We start from the raw sequence: 17,239 nt of genomic DNA, 5'->3' as shown, positions 1-17,239 counted from the left end.
TAAAATATTTTAAATGACAACTAAGAAAACAACAACAGTAAAGAAAGTCGCCAAGCCCGTTGCCAAAAAAGCAACCCCAGCTAAAAAAGCGGCTGCAACTCCGGTAAAGAAAGTGGCTGCCAAGCCCGTTCTTAAGGGGGTATCCGATATAAGACGATTTTTTCATAAAAATAAGACGCCTCTTTATTTTATAAGTGCCACCAATTTTAATATGCTTGGGGCCGATGAGTGGATCAAGGGTTTTAAGTTTATCTGTCATATTGAATGTTTTGACGGGCAGCACCCCAATGTATTTTCCCCTAAGGAAGAAATACCACATGACGAGTTCACGAGTATAGAAGATATCAATAACTACCTCTTGCAACATCCAGAGGTCCAAGATTATCTGACGACTAGAAAAAAAGGGAAGTCGGCCGGCAAGGCCATGTTTCTTATGTTTGATGAAAAGACGGAGAAACTGGCAAAAAAGTTGGGACTGGAAATTATGTTCCCTAGTGCCAAGATGAGGACCTTCATGGACAACAAGGTGAATACAAACCGAATTGCCGAAAAGGCAGGCGTGGCTTGTGTCCCTTATGTACTTTCCCGTGTAAAGGATTATGCACACCTAAATGAAGTTTCCAAGGTTTTGGGTACTGATCTGGTGATCCAAACCCCATTTGGGGATTCTGGGCATACCACCTTTTTTATCTCCAATGAGGAAGAATTTAAAAAGTACGAAGAGGAAATTGTAAAGGAAAAGGAAGTAAAAATAATGAAGCGGATCAACTGCAAAGGTTCTGCTATTGAAGCCTGTGTGACAAAGCACGGGACCATTGTAGCCCCTTTGATGACCGAGCTTGTAGGGTTTAAAGAAATGACCCCTTACAAAGGCGGATGGTGCGGTAATGAAATTTATCCAAATGCCTTTACGCCAGAAATTCGGGAAAAGGCAACAAAATATACCCAACTCTTTGGGGACCAATTACGAAAAGAAGGGTATAAAGGTTATTTTGAACTGGATTTCCTAATCGATCAAGACAACGGAGAAATCTATCTTGGCGAATTGAACCCTAGGGTAACAGGTGCGAGTTCCATTACCAACCACGCAGTTTTTGCTCTGGCAGATGCGCCACTTTTTGTATTCCATATCCTGGAATGGATGAATGTGGATTATGAATTGGATGTGGAACATTTGAACGAAAGATGGGCCCGTCAGGAGAATATAGATGGATGGAGCCAATTGATCATCAAGCATACCGAGGATACCATTGAATATATATCCGAAGCCCCACCATCGGGAATTTGGAAAATGTTCGATAATGGGCATATACAATTTGACAGGATGGATACCCATAGAAGGGCCGTAGAGTCAGAAAACGAGGCATTTTTCCTGCATATTGCCAAGGAAGGGAATTATTTGTACGAAGGGGCAGATATGGGCATCTTGGTGTCAAGAGGCCGTATGATGACCGATGATTTTCAATTGAACGACCGTGCAAAAGCTTGGATAAAAGCGATCCGTGGAAAATATGTTTCACAAATTACAGAAGATAAGAGAGAACCTTTGGCACTCACCGGAAGTTTGACCAAATAACGTTTAGCATTAATTATTATAAGGGAATGGGTCTATAATAAATCTCAAGTCTTCAAGGCTTTAGGTTAATTTTGTATAGACCTTATTTCTTTGTATTGGAGAATTAATCTATCATAGAATATGCAATTACAATTTAATGCTATTTCAGAACTAGGGGAGCCTGGTGCTAAATTCAAAAATTTATTTGATTCATATTGGCCAGCCTATCATTCCTGGTTGACCTCCAAAGGGGCAGCTTCTGTTCCAGATTTGGCCACTTCACAGGCTGCTTTGAGAAAATATATGCCCGAAATGGTCCCGACATACGAAAGGCTGTGTTACCTGGTCAATGCCGATGTGGTAGCGGCCCGATTTCTTACAGGCTTTCAGCCGCCGGCCTATATTTCGGCATGTTCACAGGCTGTGCTGGTTGAAAATGAAGTGCACTTGGTAAGGAACTATGATTATCATCCGGACCTATTTGAAGGGACCCTTTTGCTGAGCTCCTGGAATGGTAAAAAGGTGATGGCAACCAGCGATTGTCTCATAGGGGCAGTAGATGGGATGAACGAGAGTGGCCTGGCCATTTCACTTACCTTCGGCGGACGAAAGGTAGTGGGGGAAGGTTTTGGCATACCCTTTATTTTGCGTTACGTCCTTGAATTTTGCGATACTGTGGAAGAGGCAGTTGCAGCATTGATCCGTATTCCCTCGCACATGGCCTACAACGTAACCGTAGTAGACCGCAGGGGTATATTTAAGACCGTGCTATTGTCCCCGGATCGCACACCGTTGGTGACTGATGCAGCCTTTGCCACCAATCACCAAATACAGGTAGATTGGCCTGAAAACGCCACTTTCAACAAAACCCTTGAGCGTTCGGCATTTTTAAACGATCTCTTGGCCCAAAAGGGTTTGGATGCAAAAACTTTGGCCGATGCATTCTTGAGAAGACCCCTTTATAATACACTTTTCAGTGAAGGTTTTGGAACGTTGTATACCAGTTCTTATCAACCTGTGGCAGGAACCATGCAACTGCGTTGGCCCAATGAAGTCATGTACCAGTCGTTCGACAATTTTACGGAGGCACACAAATTGATTCAGTTTGGGGAACCCGCGAAAGTTCTAAAGAATAGTGATACCTTGATGAATGCTTCACCGGAAACCTCTGGAGTATGGCCCCAGGAATCTCTGACATATGGTACTTTACATGCCGATTGGCAGGAAACTGTTGCAGCATCCCTTGTGAATACTATGGATCATGCTGCGCCATTCAGGGAAAGAGAAAAATTACAGACCCTGAGTGATCGTTTGGTACATAGAGGTGAGATTTCTTGGGAAATATTAGCGGATTACTGGGCAAAAGTAGGGAGTAGGTATTGGGACCATTGGAAGAATTAAAGAGTCAAGGAAACCCCTTAAGTGAGATTTAACTGAATTGAAAAAATCAGTTTATATACATACAGAACTATCATCAATAATAGGGGTAGAACCCTATAATTAATAACATATGGAATTTAAAAGCATAAACCCTTACAATGGGCAGGAAGTAGGAGCATACACATCTATTACAGAACAAGAACTGGAGGAAAAACTCAATAAAAGCAAGATCGCCCATGAGGCCTGGAAAAAGGTACCCCTTGCAGAGCGCTGTGGATTGCTCAAAAAAGCAGGAGCGGTTTTGCGCGATAATGTGGAGGAATATGCAAAGATGATCAGCTTGGAAATGGGGAAACCCCTTTCGGAAGCTAAGGGGGAAGTCAATAAGTGCGCATGGGTGTGCGATTATTATGCCGATAATGCGTCGGACTTTCTTGCTGACGAAACCATAAGTACCGATGCTGAAAAAAGTTTTGTGCGACATGACTCCATTGGTGCTGTTCTGGCCATTATGCCCTGGAACTTTCCTTTTTGGCAGGTGTTCAGGTATGCTGCACCTACGTTGACCGCGGGCAATACAGGGTTGCTAAAACACGCCCCCAATGTCTTTGGTTGTGCCAAACAAATAGAGGAGGTTTTCACTAGGGCAGGGTATCCAGAATATGTGTTTCAGAACCTGATTGTGCACCATGACCAAACCGAGAAAATCATTGCCCACGATGCCGTAAGAGCGGTAACCCTAACGGGGAGTGAAAGGGCAGGATCGGCCGTGGCAGAATTGGCGGGGCGCTATATAAAGAAAACGGTGCTGGAACTAGGGGGCAACAATGCTTTTATCGTCTGGGACGATGCGGATATTGATCAGAGCGTAAAAATTGCGGTAACGGCACGGATGATGAATTGCGGGCAAAGTTGTATTGCGGCCAAGCGCTTTATTTTAATGGATGGCATTTATGATGAATTCGTACAGAAATTCACCGAGGCGGCAAAGCAGTTGAAAGATGGGGATCCGATGGAAGCCAATACCACCATAGGACCGCTAGCGCGACGAGATCTCGCCGACCAATTGAACGCCCAGGTGAAGGAATCGGTGGCGCAGGGTGCGAAACTGTTATTAGGGGGCAATCAGAACGGATGTTACCACGAACCCACCATTTTGGGGGAGGTAGTGCCGGGAATGGCCGCTTTTGACCAGGAGACCTTTGGACCTTTGGCCGCGATGATAAGGGCCAAGGATATAGACCACGCTTTTGAACTTTCGGAAAATTCGAAATATGGGCTAGGGGTAACGGTTTGTACCAAAAACACCGACCTGGCCTTACAACATGCCCATAAAGTTAGTGATGGGGCGTATTTTGTGAACGAACTGGTGAAATCTGATCCCAGATTGCCCTTTGGAGGCACCAAAAACTCAGGCTACGGACGGGAATTGGCCAAAGATGGGATGATGGAGTTTGTCAATAGAAAAACGGTTTATGTGAAGCATTAAAAGATTGCTGTGGTAATCCGTCATTGCGAATCCCCACCGTCATTGCGAGGCCTTTTGGCCGTGGCAATCTGTCCGTTGTTGGTTCCCACCGTCATTGCGAACGCAGGGAAGCAATCTGTTTTTCCCTGCCGTCATTGCGAGGCCTTTAGGCCGAAGCAATCTGTCTTTTCCGGGTTCCATTATTGAGATTGCCGCACTCCCCTGCGGTTCGCTCGCAATGACAGTTTAATTCCGTCATTGCGAACGCAGTGAAGCAATCTGTTCGTTCCGTGTTCCATTGGTAAGATTGCCGCGCTCCCCTCTGTTTCGCTCGCAATGACCCTTGAATCTACCGTCATTGCGAACGCAGTGAAGCAATCTGTTCTTTGTGTGTTCCATTGTTGAGATTGCCGCGCTCCCCTGCGGTCCGCTTGCAATGACGGTTTGGTCTATTCCGGATCCGCAGCGTCAACCTCTACCACATTTTTCCAATCCCCATTTTCATTCTTTTTCCAAATAGAAACAATCCTACTGGTACTGGTCATGGGATTTCCAAGGGAGTCGTTTACGGTCATTGTATTTTTTTCTATCAGATAGGCCATATCCCCACTTTCAGAGACGGAGGCACTTATGGGTTCCCACTTGATGGTAAAACCAGGAGTGTTGAACATCTCTTCAACCATATCCCTTATACTTTGTTTTCCTGTTAGGGTGGGCTGGCCAGAGATCATAAATATGGCATCATCTGACCAATAACTGACAATCTTATCAATATCATCCGTCGCCGCAACTTTGGACCATTCCCTGCTGAGTTCCATCAGTGCTTGTTCTTCTTTTTCAGTGTCGACCTTTTCTTGTTCTTGGGCGCAAGAAATAATTAGGAGCAAAATGAATACAAGTGAGAATTTTTTCATGATCTATAGTTTTAAGGTTAGAAATATGATTGCAATTTACCATTGATAAACACCCGTAAAGTGTTGATTTTCATACTCTAAGATAATTCATAAATCAGGTCATTCCTCCCTTTTCGTAAGGAACCTATTCTATTTTGTATAATCGGTCGTTATTGCTTTACCACTTGTTATAAAAAGATGACGGATTGTGTAACTAAGGGGTGTAAGTGACAGTAATACAGCGATATAGATTTTGTGGGTTGGGTCTGTAGTTTTAATGAGTCATATTAAACCTGCTCTAAAAAGGATCCGACTTTTTCCCTACCGTCATTACGAGGCGTTTTGGCCGAAGCAATCTGTTTTTCACTGCCGTCATTGCGAGGCGTTTTAGCCGTGGCAATCTGCCCTTCTTGTGTTCCATTGGTAAGATTGCCACGCTCCCCTGCGGTCCGCTCGCAATGACCCTTGGCGACTGTCATTGCGAACGCAGTGAAGCAATCTTCCCCACCGTCATTGCGAACGCAGTGAAGCAATCTGTTCTTTGTGTGTTCCATTGGTGAGATTGCCACGCTCCACTCCGTTCCGCTCGCAATGACAGTTTGTTCTTTCGTGTTCCATTGAAGAGATTGCCACGCTCAACTCCGTTCCGCTCGCAATGACGGTTTGTTCTACCGCGCTTACCTCGCAATGACATCACCCATAACTATCTGGTTTTGTGATATATTAACATAATACTTCCTTAATATTATCTTAAAAAGGTAATACAGCATAGAAAGTGGAAAAGGGAGCGGAGTTTTGAAGGGTTATTCTGTCGGAACTTTGCAGTGTATAATTTTTAAAACTATACAATCATGACGAAAGTAAAATTTTATCCAAGTATATATCAAACGATCCCATATTCATTTGATATGGTTGACCAATGGAATGCAGAAGGAAAGAGAATCAAGGATTTGGTGCTCAAAAATAACATGGCCACAAAGCAAGGAGTTTCTGAAATGACCCTTAACATCATCAAATTGTCTGCTACAGATAAAGCTGGCAAGGAACATTTTATTGAGGATTTCCCATCCTTGGCCAATTTGACCATCAAAGGGTTACATACAGGGCATTTTTTGAGGTCCAAAAGCGCACTGGAGCTGAACCCTGGGGAATACACATCCTTTAGGTTCTATCTGGAGAAGGCAGGAAACAGTTTTGTATACAGCGATCGCAGTTCAAAACCTGTATCCCGTTTTGATAGCCTCGATTTTGAGATCGAAGGCGGACTTCAAATACACGGGGACGAAGCCAAAGAGGTAATCCTGAGGTTCGATTTTGAGCCTTACGCCTTGCCACAGTTCTTGCTGAAAACAAAGCAATTATTCAAAAGCTTCAAATGGTTTGTGACCCAGTTGGTGCACAGTATGGAGCACAAACGCATTAAAATTTAAGGACGAGAAGTCGCTCATTTTGGCGGCCTAGGGTGTAAGATATGTTCCTCTACACCAGTACAATACAAAAAGCCTTCCGGAAACGGAAGGCTTTTTTTGTGTTATCTAAGGGTTAGGTGGTACAGCATGCGTTGCCATATAAAAACCCGGCAGTCAAGCCAGGTTTTTATATATATCATATTCTCCAGGATTAATCTTCCAATAGGTCGATGATGTCCTTCATCTTATTGCGTATGATCTGTGCAAGATCGTTGTTGCCGTCTTCATCACGGGGAGAAATCTCTATAATGCCATCGTTGTTGCCATCCGTGGCCCCACTGAGGTCGATCCCGCTAACGGAATTGAACAAAAGGGATAGGTTAAAGTCGATCACCAAGTTTTCGGTGTTATTGGAAATTGTAACATCCACTGTAGGATCCTCAAAATCGATCTCTATTTCATCCATGAAATCATGCCAGAAAATAAAAGGAACATCGTTTACGAAGCCTTTGATCAGTACCGATTTATCAAAAATCTCACTGTTGACATCCTTGCTTTTGTTGATCTTGAACTCCAATTCCTCATAACGGCCATTAGGAACGGTAACATTCAGAAAGCTGATCTGTCCCGCCATTAGGTCTAGGGTGAAGGGGCCTTCCAATTCAATTTCATCTTCGAAATCAAAGTAACCATCGTCATCCCAATCTTCGTTCTGATCATCTTCCATTTCCAGCTCTTCCACGTCTATTTCCAGTTCAAATTCCACAAGGTTGATGACGAAGTCGGTGATCTCAATACCTTCTGCCACACTTTTGGAGGTGGTCCCTGCTTTGGAGGAGGTTGATGCTGAAGTTGTGCTTTTTGCGCTCAACGCCAGTTTCCCAGAACCCGATCCGGATTCTTCTTTAGAACAGGAAATTAAGGTGAATACACTAAGTAGTGCAAGTCCGAGCCATTGATTTAATTGTTTCATAGTAGTAATTTTTAAATATTTGGGTTTACATTATAGTAAAACAACTGAGTTTGGTTTTACCCTACTTTTTTTCGTTGAACTACATCAATTACGTAAGAAAGTATAACGGTTAAGAAGGGTATCTAGTATATATCCCAGGGTGTGGGCCACATAAGGGGAAACCCAATCATTTATTAGGAATGATCAAAATAAACGGTAGGGGGCCAAAGCCAAGAGCGATTGCAAATTGGGTAATTCATGACAATGGTCAGTAAATTCTCTGTGGGAGTTATATATTTTTGAACATGAAACAAAGGAAGGTTTTAAAGTTAGTTATGGTTTGCCTTATTTGTGTGGGGTTGATCACCGCCTTTGTGTTAGGACTAAAATATGTAATCAACTAAATTATAGAACATGAAAAAAAATATGGGCGGCACAGACCGCATGATTCGATTTGTTATTGCCGCTGTGATCGGTGTCTTGTATTGGCAGAAAATCATAGATGGTACACTGGCCTATGTACTCCTGACGTTAGCGGGGATATTTGTATTGACCAGTTTTGTTAGCATTTGTCCGCTTTACAGTATTGTAGGTCTTAATACCTGTAAGACAAAAAAGTAGAAATGGAATTGTTTGATAAGGGGTATTGACATGGGCATGGTCAATACCCTTTGTTGTGTTCTGTAATTTATATCTGTTAAGGATACCCTTTGTAACTATTGTTGCTGTACCAGTGAAATTTAGGGTCTACCTTTAAGTACAACTAAACAAAATACCTAGAATGGGATCACATCATCAAGTACTGATTATTGGAGGGGGAACGGCCGGCATTATGGTAGCTTCACAACTTATGAGACAGAAAAAAGTAAAGGATATTGCTATTATCGAGCCATCTGATACACATTATTACCAGCCGGCTTGGACCTTGGTGGCAGCCGGTACGTACGACTTTGACAAAACAGCGAAACCCATGGCATCCATCATACCTAAGGGCGCTACCTGGATAAAGGATAAGGCCACTGGTTTTGATCCGGATAATAACCGGGTTCATACGGAAAGCAAAGGGGATGTTACCTATGATTATTTGGTGGTTGCTCCCGGAATGGCCTACGATTTTAGTTTGGTGCCGGGATTGGGGGACGCCATAGATAAAGGGGTGGTATGCAGTACCTATACCGATTCCAAACACGCTTGGGACGTCATTAAAAATTTCAAGGGAGGGACGGCTTTGTTCACACAGCCAACCACGCCCATAAAATGTGGTGGCGCACCACAGAAAATCATGTATTTGGCTGAAAGCTATTTTAGAAAAGCCGGGGTTAGAAAAAATATGGAGGTGGTCTTTGCAACCTCAGGGACAAAAATATTTGGGATCAAAAGGATCGCCGATACGTTATTGAAGGTGGTAGATAGGAAGGATATCAATCTTAGGTTTTATCACAAACTCGTGGAGGTAGATGGCGAAAAGCAGATTGCCTGGTATGAACTGGGCAAAGATATTGCGCCTGGAACCTGTGTTGTAAAGTCAGGGGATGATGCGAAACCATTGGATGAAACTTTTCAGTATAATTACAAAGATGTAAAAGTGACTATTGAAGGAATCCGTTATGGTATTCATTATGATATGTTGCATACGGCACCGCCATCGGTTGCTCCGAAGTTTGTAAGGGAATCTTCCTTGGTGAACGAGGCAGGATGGGTGGATGTGGACAAACAAACCATGCAGCATACCAAATACCCAAATATTTTTAGTTTGGGAGATGTGTCCTCCCTGCCTACTGCAAAAACAGGGGCGGCTGTAAGAAAACAAGCCCCCGTTGTGGTGGAAAATATAGACCTGTTGATCAAACAAAACAAAATCGGGACAAAAGCCTATAATGGGTATTCCTCCTGTCCTTTAGTGACTGATTATGGAAAAATGGTGTTGGCAGAGTTTGATTATGAAAATAACTTTACCCCTGATCCCAAATTAAAGCAGATGCTTGTTTTTGATAGTGCCAAAGAGCATTGGAGACTGTGGATGCTGAAGAAATATGGGCTGCCATATCTCTACTGGAACAAAATGATGAAAGGCAAGAACGTATAATTAAATTTCCCCCATTCATGGTAAGAAGATGAAACATAACAAGTTTCATCTTCTTTTTTTTACGACAAATTTTTAAAATATGACCTTATTGGTCTGTAGTATTTTATCACTTGGGATGCTGGGCTATTAATGTAGGACCAAGTACGCCAAAAAGGAAAATACTATTTCAATAATTCTTGGGTAGATTTTATGATTCTGGATTGGATTGTTGCGGTTGCTCAAGGCGCTCTTTCGTTTTGTGCCTATTATCCGTCATAGTATGGACAATCATTCGGAAATAAAACCTAATTTTGCCCTACAAATCTTGGATATTTTATAATAATTTTCTTACTTATGTGTTATAGACACCTTGTAAGGATAGTGCCATTTCATAAGGCTTTGATTTTATGACAACTGGCATTTGTGATTAACAAAAAGGTGTAGTATTTACATAGTGATAGGTGATAATGAACAGGACTATTTTTTTTAATTCCAAGAAAACCATCCCCAAGCGTGGAAAGTAATCAGCTGGAAAAAATACTGCCGTTACTGGATCTGGCCAAATATATTGGTAGGGCATCTACTGTGGTCCTCTCAAGAACTGGGGATCAAAGGGAGAGCTACCATGCTTCAGGGGAAAGCCTATCCCTTAAAGATAAAGGTCTTTTGGAGCCACTTCTGGTCCAAACGTTAAACTCCCCAAGCCACATCACCATCATACCCAATGTGCAAAAGCTAGATAGCCCCGATCCGGGAAAATGGGGTAAGGGGGATGTTGCTATTACAGGTTTTATAGGTTGCCCCTTGTCCTCCTTGGAAGGAAAATTTTTGGGGGTGTTGAGTTTAATCTTCGATGCTCCCTTTGAGTTCACTTCCGATCAAGAAAAAGCCTTGCTCACGGTGGTTTCACAGGTATCCGATGAATTGAAAGAGGAGCCGGCCTTGGAGGTATTCAATTTTGTGCAAAAGGAACTTGAACTGCAAAAAGAGATCAATAAAAATATTGTTGAGAACTCTAAACTGAGCCTTTGGACGTGTAATCTAGAGGAGGATATTTTATATGTTGATGCCAAATGGGCTGCATTCCTGGGTTATGAAGAGGAAGAGTTACATACTTTGACCTTGCTAAAATGGGAGTCCATGATTCACCAGGAAGATCTGGAGGTGCTCAAAGGGAGATGGAAAGATTATTTGGACGGTACTATTGGCAATTACAAGGTAAGTTATAGAATACGGCATAAAGACGGCACTTGGAAATGGTTCCTGGAGTCGGGCAATACTGTAAAACGCGATAATAAAGGGGTTCCCTTGCAATTGGTGGGTACTATTGAGGATGTCACACAAATGCAAACGGACTATAAACATCTGGAAGGGGCGCTACAGCGTTTAACCTACCTGTCCAAGGCTACTTCAGATGCTATTTGGGATCTGGATCTGGAGAATGAAACTTTGCACTGGAACGATAATTTTTTCGAAAATTATGGACATGAACCGGAAGAGTATGCGGTTGCAGGCTTGACCCTGTGGATAGAAAACATCCATCCGGAAGATAGGGTGCGGGTAGAGACCAGCTTTGATAACTCCCTATTGGGGGACAATGAAAACTGGGAGGAGGAATACCGATTTAGAAAAGCAAACGGAGAATATCTTACTGTCAATGATAAGGCCTTTATCATCAGGGATGCCCACGGGAAGGCCGTTCGTATGATCGGGGCCCTTTGTGATATAACAGAAAAAAACAACTACCTGCTCAAGGCAAAAATTGCCAATGAACGTTTTCAGCGAATTATTGACCTTACCAAGGAAGTAATTTACGATTGGGACATCATCAATGAAGATGTGTACTGGGGTTCTGGGTATGTGAAGCAGTTTGGGCATGAACTTCCGGAGGAGAAAGTCACGCTTCAGACCAGGATCAATCACATGCACCCCGATGATGTGCATAGGGTATTGAACGAATTAAAAGAGTTGCTCAAAAATCCGGATCAGAATTATTTTGAGGTGAAATACCGTTTTCTAAAGGGCGATGGCACCTATATAGATATCCACGAAAAAGCCAGTATCCTAAGAAATGATAATGGGGGTCCTTTCCGTATGGTGGGTTCTATGAGGGATGTTTCTGAGGCCAATAGATACTTGGAGAAGCTGAAGGAATCCGAAAAAAAATACAACGACCTATTTCATCTTTCGCCCCAACCGTCCTGGGTCTATGATATTGAAACCCTGCGATTTTTAGATGTGAATTCCGCGGCCATAGATTGTTATGGGTATAGCCTAGGGGAGTTTATGAAGCTCACCCTTGCCGATATTAGGCCAGAGGGCGAGATTAAGCCATTGATGATGGAGATTGAGAATGTGCGTTCAAATTCCGAACGGATTTATAAAGGGGTATTTAGGCACTGTAAGAGCAACGGGGAAGAATTTGATGTCCGTATCTACAGCAATCCCATTAATTTTAAAGGACGTGTCTGTAGACAGGTAGTGGCCTTTGATATCTCTGAACTGACCAAGCATATCAAGACCATTGAATCCCAAAATTCTAAATTCAATAAGATTGCCTGGATGCAGAGCCATGTACTTAGGGCGCCCTTGGTACGGATGATGGGCCTTACCAATTTATTGTTGGATCCGGAGGAAAATATGGAGGGGGAGAATAAATTTTTGTTGGAGGAGATTCGTAAGTCCTCCAATGAAATAGATCAGATAACAAGGGATATTGCGCAGATCACCAATGAATTGAAAACCAAACAACTGAATAATGACCAATAAGATTGTTCTTGTGGATGATGATCCGATCATACAATATGTGCATCTTCGGATCTTAAAAAAATATTCCTCCCAATTAATTACGCAATTCGATAATGGTTCCGATGCCCTTGAGTATTTTAAAGGGAACGGGAAAGAAGGTACGCCCTATTTGGTCTTGTTGGATATCAACATGCCTATAATGGATGGATGGGAATTTTTGGATGCGGTGTACGAGCAGGGCTTGGAAAGTAACATGAAGGTTATTGTATTGACCTCTTCCGTGGATATCTTGGATATGGAAAAGGCTAAAAAGTATGACAATATTATCAGTTTTGAACAAAAACCCTTGACCGTAGATAAGGTTGGTGCTATTCCTGTTCTCCTGGAATATTTGGAACAGGGGTAATTTTGGGTCGCCCTCCAAAACGTAAATATGAGGTACGCAAATCAGCCGTTAGCGTATAGATACGGGTGCTAAATAAAAATTAATTTGGTTAAGTAGTACAGTGTTAAAGCCGAGGGAACAAGCCTAGTGGTTTAAAAGAAACCAAAGGCGGCCAATATCAAGCAAAAAATAACGGCTATCAATATCACTATCAATACCGCAACCATAATCCTGAGAAATCCGTTCAGGATTTTTATGCCGATGGTCAATTCGTTTTCCATTTCCATTTGATGAACCTTTGTTCTAAATTTACATAATAAATTGCGAATCTTCAATTGAATCCTTGAAAATATCGTCCAAATACGGTGAATACACCACAAATCCCACAGTTCCCTTTGTTTTTTAAGGTCGCTGCCGATCCCTCTGTTATACGCTTTTGTCCCTGGTAAATTGCTTCTCCAGATCCTCTAAGGAAATCCCCTTTGTCTCCGGCATCATAAAGATCACGAAAAACAATTGTAGGACCATCATAAAGGCAAAGAATATAAAAATAGGCCAAGGATTGTCCTTAAAAACGCCATCCGTGCTGTCCAAAAATATAGGGGTGATCAGGGTGATGACCGCTGCAAAAACCCAATGTACCCCTGTTCCCCAAGACTGCCCATAGGCCCGTACCTTATTGGGAAAGATCTCGGAAATAAACACCCAGATCACAGCTCCCTGTCCAATGGCATGGGAGGCGATAAAAGCACAGATGAAAATTAAAAGAAGGGTAGAGCTCGCCCCGGTATAGAAACACCAGCCCACCATGGACAAACTGATAATATAGCCCAAGGAGCCTATTTTCATCAATTGTTTTCTCCCCAATCTATCGATCAGTTGAATACCGATGAGGGTAAAGATGAGGTTGATAATTCCGATGGATATGGAATTGAAAAGGGATTCCTTTCCCCCCAATCCAGCTCTCTCTAATATTTCTGGGGCATAGTACAGCACAAAATTGATGCCCGACAACTGGTTGAAAAAAGCAATCAGGAAGGCCAGTATCAAGGGCTTTTTGTATTTCCCTTCAAAGAGTCCGGCTTTGGCGGTTTTTACACCGATGGAATTTTTTATTTCTTCGAGTTTCACCAATGCCTGCGCCTTATCGGAGATATAGGTAAGCATTTTGAGGGCTCCCACTTCGTCTTTTTTGTTAAGGACAAGCCATCTTGGACTGTTTGGTACTTGTAGGACCATGACCGAATAGATCACCGCTGGGATGGCCTCGACCCCCAGCATCCAACGCCAATCATTGGCACCATCAAATCCCTTCAAGAGGTAATTGGAAATAAAGGCAATGAAAATACCAAAAACGATATTGAACTGGTATAAGGCTCCAAGTTTTCCGCGATTCTGAGCGGTAGAAATTTCCGAGATATAAATGGGCGCGGCTACTGATGATGCACCTACTCCCAAGCCACCTATAAACCTAAAGAAGGAAAATATATAGGGATCAGTGGCCACAGCAGATCCTAAAGCGGAAATGGTGTACAGGATCCCGATCCAAAACAAGGTTTTCTTTCTTCCCAGACGGTCGCAGGGGATACCGCCAAAAAGCGATCCCAAAACAGTACCCCATAGGGCCATGGACATGATAAAGGTGCCATGAAACCAGGGGGAGGTCTGCCATAGTTCTTTGATGGGTAAATTGGCGCCGCTGATAACGACTGTGTCAAAGCCAAATAAAAATCCCGCTAAGGCCGCGGTGAGGGAAATTCTTAAGATACGTTTGTTCATGGTGGTTGGTCAAAGTATGTAAACATACTAAAAAAACAATCGAGATATAAAAAAAAGTCCGCTTTTTGGATTGTGTTCCAAACCTTTAAAAGTACCTGCCGGAATAGCTAATCACCCGTTATAACAGCGTTTTTATATGGTGAAGTATTTTAACACTGGCCCCCTTGTTTTGGGTGATATAGTTGGCGTTGCGTGTTCCCGTTTCTTTTCTAAAACCAGGATTTTGTACCAGTCCATCCAAAGTCTTTTGCAATTCCACCTTATCGGAAACAGGGAGCACCCCTTTTAGTTGGACCAGGTCCTCCGCTTCTTTAAAACCTTTGAATTCTGGCCCGATGATCACCGGAATTCCGAAAACGGCAGGCTCCAGGGTGTTGTGGAGTCCGGTGGCGAACCCACCACCCACATAGGCGATATCGGCATAGCTGTATATTTTGGTAAGGAGTCCGACCGTATCAATGATCAGCACCTCGGCATCGGCAAACTCGGTTTTGTCCAGCTCTGAGAACAGCACGGTTTTTTTGGTGATGGCCCCTTTGAGCTTTTGAATATGGGCCTCTTTGATATTATGGGGCGCTATCACATATTTTATTTGTTCGTCGGCCTTATTGATAGCATCCAAGAGAATGGCCTCGTCTTCTGGCCAGGTGCTGCCGGCCACCATGCAAAGGTCCCCTTTTTTGAAGGTCGCCATAAAATCCAGGGAATTGTCCCGCTCCAAAATCTCCGACACCCGGTCCAATCTGGTGTCCCCAGCTACGGTGCTTTTGTTGATATCGATAGAATTGAGCAGATCCTGGGAATTTTTGTCCTGCACAAAAATATGGGAGAAGGTATGCAGGCTCTTTCTCATAAAATCGCCGTAACCCTTAAAGAAAACCTGTCTCTTTAGGAAAATCGCCGAAATTAAAAGGGTGGGGACTTGCTGTTGCTTGAGTTCCTGTAAATAGTTGGGCCAGATTTCATACTTCACAAAAATGGCAAGCTTTGGCCTGGCCAATTCAATAAATTTCCTTGCATTTTTTTTCGTGTCCAAGGGCAGGTAGAGGACCAGATCGGCAACAGATGTATTTTTTTTGACCTCATAGCCCGAAGGCGAGAAAAAGGTCACAAGGATCTTATAGTTTGGATAGGCGATTTTTAGCTTTTCTATGATCGGAAGGCCTTGTTCGAACTCCCCAAGGGAGGCCGTATGTACCCAGATAACCTTGTCTTGTTCGGAGATTTCCTGTTGTAGTTGGGAAAAGACATTTTTTCTACCATCTACAAACAATTTTAGTTTGGGACTAAAATTGGCGACCAATTTTAGGACGAAGGACGCTACTAGTACTGCTAAATTATATAGAAATAACACTCGGTAATCGTTTCGTGCTAAATTACGTTTCTTTACAACAATACCTTGGCTTCAGTTCCTTATTTTTGTATTATTGTTATATAAATATTGAAGATGAAGAAAATACAAATGGTAGACCTTAACGGGCAATACCAGTCGATTAAAGAACAGATCAATTCATCCATATCCCAAATTCTAGAAACCACAGCTTTTATAAACGGACCAGAGGTTCATGCCTTTCAAAAGGAGCTTGAGACCTATTTGGGCGTAAAGCATGTTATTCCCTGTGCCAATGGTACGGATGCCCTGCAGATTGCCATGATGGGCTTGGGGCTGGAACAAGGGGATGAAGTGATCACCGCAGATTTCACCTTTGCCGCCACGGTAGAGGTTATTGCCCTATTAAAACTTACCCCTGTTTTGGTGGATGTTGATCCAGACACCTTCAATATAGATCCGGTAGCCCTGGAAAAGGCGATCACCCCAAAAACAAAAGCCATTGTCCCGGTACATCTTTTTGGCCAGTGTGCCAATATGGATGTGATTATGGCAATCGCCAAAAAACACAACTTATTTGTTATTGAAGATAATGCCCAAGCGATTGGGGCCACCCATACATCGGCAGATGGCACCAAAGTGATGGCGGGAACTATCGGACATGTTGCGGCAACCTCGTTCTTCCCATCTAAGAATTTGGGCTGTTACGGGGATGGCGGGGCCATTTTTACCAATGACGATGACCTGGCACATACCTTAAGGGGGATCGTGAACCACGGGATGTATGAGCGTTACCACCACGATGTGGTAGGGGTCAATTCCAGATTGGATTCCATTCAAGCGGCAGTACTAAGGGCAAAGTTGCCGAAACTGGATGCCTATAATAATAAGAGACGTGATGCCGCTAGGAGCTATTCCAAAGCTTTTCAGGGGCAGAAAAATATTAGGGTCCCTAAAACTGTAAATGGCTGTGAGGGCATTTGTGATACCTGTGACTGCCATGTTTTCCATCAATATACCTTGCGGATCATGAACGGGCAAAGGGACGCCCTGGTGCAACATTTAGGTTTAAAGGGAATTCCTTGTGGAGTCTATTACCCCATTCCGTTGCACCGTCAAAAGGCGTATTTGGATGAGCGGTACAAGGAGGCAGATTTTCCGGTGACCAACCAATTGGTGAAGGAAGTCATTTCCCTGCCCATGCACACCGAGCTCGATGAGGAGCAGATCGAATTTATCACACAGACAATTATTGAGTTCATAAACGATTAAATA

At 43.1% G+C, this 17,239-nt stretch carries 14 protein-coding genes; 9 read left to right on the top strand and 5 right to left on the bottom strand.

From position 1 onward, the window contains the following. Window positions 1-13 precede the first annotated feature (13 nt). The 3 genes from ABXZ32_RS10290 (at window position 14) to ABXZ32_RS10280 (ending at window position 4,424) form a co-directional block, all read left to right on the top strand. Complete coding sequence (locus tag ABXZ32_RS10290) at window positions 14-1,576, top strand: biotin carboxylase (protein ID WP_354618590.1); 1,563 nt, start codon at window positions 14-16, stop codon at window positions 1,574-1,576. Between the two features lie 120 nt (window positions 1,577-1,696). Further along, the gene (locus tag ABXZ32_RS10285; RefSeq protein ID WP_354618589.1) at window positions 1,697-2,956 is read left to right on the top strand and encodes a C45 family peptidase; all 1,260 of its coding nucleotides are present in this window, start codon (window positions 1,697-1,699) and stop codon (window positions 2,954-2,956) included. A 109-nt stretch (window positions 2,957-3,065) separates the two neighbouring features. Beyond that, window positions 3,066-4,424 (top strand): NAD-dependent succinate-semialdehyde dehydrogenase, encoded by a 1,359-nt coding sequence (locus ABXZ32_RS10280; protein WP_354618588.1) that lies wholly within the window; start codon window positions 3,066-3,068, stop codon window positions 4,422-4,424. A gap of 428 nt (window positions 4,425-4,852) precedes the next feature. Here ABXZ32_RS10280 and ABXZ32_RS10275 read toward each other — a convergent pair whose 3' ends face one another. Continuing rightward, window positions 4,853-5,317, bottom strand: coding sequence for a YybH family protein (locus tag ABXZ32_RS10275; protein WP_354618587.1), 465 nt, complete (start codon window positions 5,315-5,317; stop codon window positions 4,853-4,855). A 266-nt stretch (window positions 5,318-5,583) separates the two neighbouring features. Further along, window positions 5,584-5,865 carry a hypothetical protein gene (locus ABXZ32_RS10270; RefSeq protein WP_354618586.1) on the bottom strand — a complete coding sequence of 94 codons (282 nt, stop codon included), beginning with the start codon at window positions 5,863-5,865 and terminating at the stop codon, window positions 5,584-5,586. 282 nt (window positions 5,866-6,147) lie between these two features. Between ABXZ32_RS10270 and ABXZ32_RS10265 the strand changes: the two genes are divergently transcribed. Further along, window positions 6,148-6,726, top strand: a complete 579-nt coding sequence (locus ABXZ32_RS10265) for a hypothetical protein (protein WP_354618585.1) — start codon at window positions 6,148-6,150, stop codon at window positions 6,724-6,726. A gap of 190 nt (window positions 6,727-6,916) precedes the next feature. Here the strand turns inward: ABXZ32_RS10265 and ABXZ32_RS10260 are convergent, their stop codons facing one another. Next, window positions 6,917-7,678, bottom strand: coding sequence for a hypothetical protein (locus ABXZ32_RS10260; RefSeq protein WP_354618584.1), 762 nt, complete (start codon window positions 7,676-7,678; stop codon window positions 6,917-6,919). A 393-nt stretch (window positions 7,679-8,071) separates the two neighbouring features. On the opposite strand from ABXZ32_RS10260, the gene ABXZ32_RS10255 reads away from it, so the two are divergent. The 4 genes from ABXZ32_RS10255 (at window position 8,072) to ABXZ32_RS10240 (ending at window position 12,876) form a co-directional block, all read left to right on the top strand. Continuing rightward, complete coding sequence (locus ABXZ32_RS10255) at window positions 8,072-8,278, top strand: YgaP family membrane protein (RefSeq protein ID WP_354618583.1); 207 nt, start codon at window positions 8,072-8,074, stop codon at window positions 8,276-8,278. A 160-nt stretch (window positions 8,279-8,438) separates the two neighbouring features. Further along, window positions 8,439-9,743 carry an NAD(P)/FAD-dependent oxidoreductase gene (locus tag ABXZ32_RS10250; RefSeq protein WP_354618582.1) on the top strand — a complete coding sequence of 435 codons (1,305 nt, stop codon included), beginning with the start codon at window positions 8,439-8,441 and terminating at the stop codon, window positions 9,741-9,743. Between the two features lie 492 nt (window positions 9,744-10,235). Continuing rightward, window positions 10,236-12,491 (top strand): PAS domain-containing protein, encoded by a 2,256-nt coding sequence (locus ABXZ32_RS10245; RefSeq protein ID WP_354618581.1) that lies wholly within the window; start codon window positions 10,236-10,238, stop codon window positions 12,489-12,491. Continuing rightward, window positions 12,481-12,876 carry a response regulator gene (locus ABXZ32_RS10240; RefSeq protein ID WP_354618580.1) on the top strand — a complete coding sequence of 132 codons (396 nt, stop codon included), beginning with the start codon at window positions 12,481-12,483 and terminating at the stop codon, window positions 12,874-12,876. Before ABXZ32_RS10245 ends, ABXZ32_RS10240 begins: the two co-directional genes overlap by 11 nt. A gap of 405 nt (window positions 12,877-13,281) precedes the next feature. On the opposite strand, the gene ABXZ32_RS10235 is transcribed toward ABXZ32_RS10240, so the two are convergent. Then, entirely contained in the window at window positions 13,282-14,634 is a 1,353-nt protein-coding gene (locus ABXZ32_RS10235) for a sugar porter family MFS transporter (RefSeq protein ID WP_354618579.1), read from the bottom strand. Between the two features lie 118 nt (window positions 14,635-14,752). Further along, a complete protein-coding gene (locus ABXZ32_RS10230) occupies window positions 14,753-15,988 on the bottom strand; it encodes a 3-deoxy-D-manno-octulosonic acid transferase (RefSeq protein WP_354618578.1) in 1,236 nt (411 codons plus the stop codon). Window positions 15,989-16,081: 93 nt separating this feature from the next. On the opposite strand from ABXZ32_RS10230, the gene ABXZ32_RS10225 reads away from it, so the two are divergent. Next, window positions 16,082-17,236, top strand: a complete 1,155-nt coding sequence (locus ABXZ32_RS10225) for a DegT/DnrJ/EryC1/StrS family aminotransferase (RefSeq protein ID WP_354618577.1) — start codon at window positions 16,082-16,084, stop codon at window positions 17,234-17,236. Window positions 17,237-17,239: the final 3 nt, after the last annotated feature.

The organism is Sediminicola luteus (genome assembly GCF_040566555.1).
Lineage (GTDB): Bacteria > Bacteroidota > Bacteroidia > Flavobacteriales > Flavobacteriaceae > Sediminicola.
This window is presented reverse-complemented; position numbering and strand designations above follow the sequence as displayed.